This window comes from Bartonella sp. AC329YNZD (assembly GCF_042196685.1).
In the GTDB taxonomy this organism is placed as follows: domain Bacteria; phylum Pseudomonadota; class Alphaproteobacteria; order Rhizobiales; family Rhizobiaceae; genus Bartonella.
Map to the genome: position 1 here is coordinate 1 of NZ_JBHIQS010000036.1, position 6,065 is coordinate 6,065.

Sequence of the window (6,065 nt, forward strand, 5' to 3'; positions counted from 1 at the left end):
AAGTATGCCGTGAGAAAAAAAGGGGCAGCTTTTTGCTTTTGCAGCCATTGGTCTTGATGTTTGAACGGAAGCTGGCAGTGGTAAGGGGAAGGCTACATATTTTTGATGTTTCCGTTTCGCGATAGTTTTTTCCTATTTGAAATGCTTCTGCAATTTTTGTAAGTATATCTCCTGTTTCTAAATGACGATCGCTGAAATTTTCCATATTTCGTACATTTTTATCTTCTAGCACTTGCCATAATTTATCGATTGCTTGAAATCCCTCTGTTGTGTTTTGAATAAGACCAAGGTTTAAAAGGCGATTAATAGATTTGTGAATGTTTTTAGTTTCTGAATTGACAAGTTTGAGGATATCAGAAAGAATTTTAGCACCAAGTATAATAACAGTATAGACAGCGCGTAGTGTCGGTGCGGTCATGGCAAAAATGAGCGAATTATAAGAAAAATGCTTTGGCTGTATTGCACATGGATATCAATAGAATATTATTCGTGCAGAATGTAGCTACCTTACGCTTGTCTATCCCATAATCCTTTAAGCTATGAGACAATTTGCAACGGCGTTTACAGAGCAATCTTTAAAGACCATTTTGAGCTTTTTTGCCGCAGAGTGTGTTACAAAATCATAATTGAGCCATTTATGGCGAAGTGTTTTGCGCACCCTTGTTGTGCCCCCAGTAGCAAAAATTATATGTGACATTGAAGTTCCTTATTTTTTTAGTTTGCATAAGGCAAAGGCAAGAAGCAAAGGCGGAGACACCAACAATCATGCAAAAGGTGAAAGCGATGTGATTGTTGAAATGGCTGATGATCCATCCACTTGTCCATGAGCCGGCAGCTTGGCCAATATTTGAAATAACAAGAATATAACTAAAAAGAACACTGGTAGAGAGGGATGAGGTTGTTTTCCTTGCTTGATAGTATATCTCTGTAATCATGACAGATTCATAGACACTGTAGGCAATTAATGCAGTCACAGCGGTAAAGACGCCACCCATAAGGAAAAATGCAGCGAAACTTCCCATAAGCCATAATAGGTAGAAAGTTGATTTATCAGAAAGGCTGAGATGTTTATTGATTATTCCTTGCCAGATACAAATACTGATGCCAACAATTGAAAAGAAAATTCCACTATAAGGGGCGAGATTGCTGTCAAATTTACTGAGAAGTGTTGTGGTGGTGATGAAAATTCCCATGAGGAATGCACAAAGCAAAGCCGTGACCAGCAAATAAGCAATAGAGCGATTATATATTATTGTTTTTAAAGAAGAAAGAAAAGAATTCTTTATTTTTTTGTTCTTTTCAAGAGATAATTTTTTATGGGGGTAGTGATAAACAATTTGAATGGATAAAACACAAAGATACAAACCAATGAGTGCAAAAAAAGCCATCAAAAAAACTGATGCGTTGTATTTTATGGCACTCGTTGCAACAAGAGGGGCGATAACGACAGCAGCATTTTGAAAAAAAGAATAGAGAGTTAATGCGCGCTTAAGAGCATTTTCATTGAGATGTTCTGATAAAATTTCTCTCAAAAATGGCTTTGAAATTGCTTTCGAAAAAGCCATTAAGGTAAAAAAGATCAACCATGCAGAAGGTGTGAGCGATAGGATAATGCACACAAAAGCGCTACTCCTTAAAATAAAGGCGGTAGCCATTAAGAGTTTACGCGAAAATCTTTCTAATAAACTCGTTGTGGTTACCATGAGAATGCTTTCAAGGATTACTGATCCAGCGAGATAAAAAGCGACATTGGCAGCAGTTATGAGAGAAGAGTTTCCAAGCAAAGGGAGTACAAAGAAAAAGGAAAATTCAGAAAGAAAAACTGTGCTATAGATGAAAAAAGTTATTTTATTTTTGCCCATGGAATTTCCATAGAAGTGTCGTTAAATGATCAAATACATTTTGTTGTATCTCTTGAGGAAGTTTTGTCAGCCCTGTTTCTGCTGTGCACATTTCGTTGAAATAGTATCCTTCTTGATTCACCAGCCAGTCCACTGCAAGAATATTGTTTTTTGTTTTTTCTACGATGTTTTTAGAAATATCGAGCATGATTTGGATTGAGCAACAACACTGTGCGCGGATGTCTACGCAACAATCGTAAGATCATTGAGACCTTGATCCTATATCTTCTCCTGATGGTTTTGACTGTTCCTAATCCTATTTGATAACCAATTGACATCCCGCATTCTTGCTTTTCCATTTTAACCTTTATGAAGAGGATGTACTATCCCCCCATAGATTGTCAACATATGAATGGGATGAATGATTTTGTAACCTTTTAATGAATTTATATTTTTTTAGTGGAAGGTTATTCATTCTCTTGAAATAGAGAAGAAAAACGATAGCGTTCGCTAATCATTTTTCAATTCTCTTTTAGCGCATGCGTTGATATTTTCCTCCATGGCGTTGTAAAAAACCTCTCTCAACAAGAGTGCGTCGTAATCGGGCAAAGTCTATCGTAAAGAGGTTGCATATCTTGGAAACTTCCGTTTCGCTATAGATTTTTCCCATTTGAAAGGCTTCACCAATTTTTGATAGCATCTCTTCTGTTTCTAAATGGCGGTCGCTTAAATTTTCCCTATTTCGTTCATGTTTATTTTCTAGCATTTTCCACACTGTCTCTTCGGCTTGAAATCCTTTTGTTGTGTTGTGAATAAGTCCAAGGTTCAAAAGGCGATTGATCGATTTGTGAATTGTTTTGGCATCTGAATCAATATGTTGGAGGATATCAGTAAGATTTTTTGCACCAAGGATAATGGCGGCATAAACAGCGCGCAGGGTAGGAGAGGCCATGGCAGAAATGAGCGAATTGCGTGTGCTGCGTTTGTGAAGGGTTTCTTTTCCCATGGGCAAAAGATCATTGCGAATGGGTAGTTCATTGATTTCTATAAGTTCTTCTTGTAGTGATTGTGCGCGTGTAGCCTGTTCGGCTGGGGTGCTTTTGCGAATAATTCCCAGACCACTTTGACGATATTTATGGTTTTCGGGGAGTGTTAAAGCTTCATAGGAGCCATCAAGCCGATAGAGGAGTTCTTCCCAGATAGGGGTTCTAACGCGTCGAACACGTTGTTCGCTATTGAGAGCAATCGTTGTGGTCATTGTTGGTTCATGCAGACAAAGATAACCACCAGGTGTGATATGTTCCCAAAGGGTTATAACAAATCGTACATCATCTGCTGGCGTTCCAGCATCAATCCAAGCAAAATCTATTGGCACCCAAGATTTGAGAGTTCTTTCATCAAGAGAGAAAAAATTTTCATTGATAAATGTTACAGTATCTTTTTCAATGCCATCTTTAAGAAGTCTTTGCCATGCTTCTTCTGCTGATTGACCTTCTACTGTAAAATCATCAATGGTAATAAGCCGAGGTTCGTAATTTTCAGGAATTCCTGAAGGGTCAAGCAAAGCTGTACGCTCTTCCCAAATGGCGGATTCTAGAAGCTTTTTATCCTGTTGCCATGCTTGTTTTGCTTTTTGGAGTGCTCTTACGATAAAGCGCGTACTATCACCAGCACCGATTTCAATGACTGTACGCGGTCTTGCCATTTGAATGAGTGCATGGATCAGTTGAGCACTATTTTGTGTTCCCATACCAGGTCTTATCAGCTGCATCTTTTTATCCTTATAATTTTATCAATCGTAGCATTTCTGCTTTTACAAGAAACTTTATTGAATCCTCTAGCGGGTGTTGAAGATGCATTGGTGTGGTGGCTTGCTTCAAGAGATGTTTTGTTTTTTCATGAAGCCGGATTGTACGTCCATTAAGTTGATTAATGGCAAGGAACCCAAGAGAAGAATCTATGATAATACATGTTGGCTCTCGTAAAAGAGCGGTTGCATCATTTTTTGAAAAGGCTTTTTGATTTGTTTCGATGAGACCGTGTCGTAGCAGTGATATCAAAAGACTATTCACGTCAAAAAGGCAACCATTGAGTTTGATTTCTTTTAAGGATTGGACAAGGCAGCCTTCACGAAGTGCTTCAAATGTGGGAAAGTCGAATCCGCCAAATGCCGCTCCTTTTGTAGAAATAACGATTGCAGGTTGTATTTGCCGTTTTCCAATTAAAGCTGGTTTATTTCTCGTTATCTGTACGTCCTTTGCCCATTGAACGCGTGATAAAGGATTGAGTTCACGTGGGTAAACGTCAAAAGAATTGATGGCTGTGGGCGGTGTGGTTTTTTGTAAGGCAAGGGTGTGGATGCTTTCATTCAAGTCATGTAGCATATAGTCTGCCAGTTGCCATATATAACCACCTGTTCCATTGTAAAAGTTTAAGCCTATAGGGTCTTGTTGCATGATGTTAAACTGTTTTCTTCTGCTTTAAAATATCAAGTTTTGGCAAGGGTTATTTGCTTGGGTTGTTTGCTCCTCCACACGAGAATGGTTTATCAAAATCACATTGCTTGGTATAGGGTTGCATGGGAGATACAATAATTTGATCAAGTGGTGATTTTTATGCTATTTTTGGGCATGTTTTTTTTTCGAGAGAAAAGATGGTAAAGTTTGCTAGGCATTATCCCATTCCTTTTTTTGCAGAGCGCGGTTTAATGTAAAGCCTAATATGCCTGTGATCATGGTGGCAATGCCGATGATAAGGAGTGTGTATTGGGTGTGATGCACTTTTACAAAACCTGCACTGATAAAACCAATGCACACGGCTGTTTGTATGATAAAGATATAGGCGGGCATTTGACTGTTTCGTTGTTCTTTTTGGATGGCTTTCATCATAAAACTTGCCATTAGTGCATTTTGCACACCGTTGGCACCCCCAAGGATGAAAAATGACAGCATCATCAACCATACAATGTGTGTGAGAGAAAAGCAGAAAATTGCAAATCCAATTATTGTCGCAGCCAGTGATGCTCCAGCAGCATTGCCAAAGCGGTGGAAAAGGCTGGAAAAGCAGAGCGGTCCAACGACGAGCCCTAGACTTATCATACTTGCAATTATCCCGTAGGTTTCAGCGCTTAAATACAGTTCGGTGCGGATGCGGACAATTGATAGGACATTAAGAGCCGAGGTGAGGGTGATGGTAATGATGAGGGGGGAAAGAGCATAGACAACATTTTTTTTACGCAAGAGCCCTCTTAAGTCTAGTCCCTTTTTGGCTTGTTGTACTGCGTTTGTTGTTGGCGTATGCATTTTTAAACTTTTAAAACAGAAGAGAGTGATAAAGGTTGCACAGAGAACCATGATGGATAGTGCAAAGAGCCCTTTTTGCCCGTTTGAAAGACCATATAGTACACCTCCTAACAGTGGTCCTGCAATGTAGCCGAGATTACGGACTGTTTGGATAATGCGGTTGTTACGGTCTAATTGCCGATCATTTTTTGCGAAGTCAGGTACAGCAACAAGGATAGCAGACCAAAAGAGTGAACCAGCACACCCTAGTGCAAAAGAAAGGGCAATATAAAGCCAAAATTGGTTAGCGGCTGCGGCTGCGGCTATGAAAAGTGCTTCAAACAATAAAACAATGGGGACTGTTCGCGTTGGTTGGAAGCGATGTAAGAGGCGCGGCGCAATGGGTCCTGCACAAATTGCTCCTATAAGCCCTGCAAAAAGCAGCATTGAAATCGAGGCTGTACTTTCTGCTAAGTGTAAAGCAAATGTGACCTGCGCTGTTTCATCGGCAAAGCTGCTAAGAGCCAAAATAATAAAAAGCCCTATTTGGGCGAAAATCATGGATTTCTTCTTTGTCACAATGCTCCCCAAGAGGCTAAAGGTACAATTTTCTTCTGCGTGTTTATGGTATATCCCACGCTTTGTATAGTTTTTTTTGATGATCAGTTGAGAAAGGAAGTTTTCAGAGCTCTTTTCCAAAACAAGCACAATGCCTATTGGCAGCGATGAGCAACTCCTTGTGTTTTTTGAAAGGGGAGTATTAAGGATGATGGGCTAGAGAAGTTGTCTGATATGAGAGACAATGATACAAAAGGGCAATCAGAAAATTTTGCAAAAAAGCTGCACGCATAGTGCAGCTTTTTATGTATTTGCTTTAAAGGTAGACGTTTTAAAGCATGAAAGTGTCTTTACGGCTTCTATAACCATAATAGCCAAAAACACT

At 39.4% G+C, this 6,065-nt stretch carries 4 protein-coding genes and 1 pseudogene; all 5 read right to left on the reverse strand.

Translation table 11 applies throughout. The features are described from left to right. Positions 1-418: pseudogene (locus tag ACFIMW_RS08625) on the reverse strand (hypothetical protein); the annotation flags it as partial. Between the two features lie 217 nt (positions 419-635). Then, a complete protein-coding gene (locus ACFIMW_RS08630; RefSeq protein ID WP_375608802.1) occupies positions 636-1,862 on the reverse strand; it encodes an MFS transporter in 1,227 nt (408 codons plus the stop codon). A gap of 511 nt (positions 1,863-2,373) precedes the next feature. Continuing rightward, entirely contained in the window at positions 2,374-3,612 is a 1,239-nt protein-coding gene (locus tag ACFIMW_RS08635) for a DUF2087 domain-containing protein (RefSeq protein WP_375608801.1), read from the reverse strand. A 10-nt stretch (positions 3,613-3,622) separates the two neighbouring features. Next, positions 3,623-4,297 carry a hypothetical protein gene (locus ACFIMW_RS08640; RefSeq protein WP_375608800.1) on the reverse strand — a complete coding sequence of 225 codons (675 nt, stop codon included), beginning with the start codon at positions 4,295-4,297 and terminating at the stop codon, positions 3,623-3,625. Positions 4,298-4,507: 210 nt separating this feature from the next. After that, a complete protein-coding gene (locus ACFIMW_RS08645; protein WP_375608799.1) occupies positions 4,508-5,701 on the reverse strand; it encodes an MFS transporter in 1,194 nt (397 codons plus the stop codon). Positions 5,702-6,065: the final 364 nt, after the last annotated feature.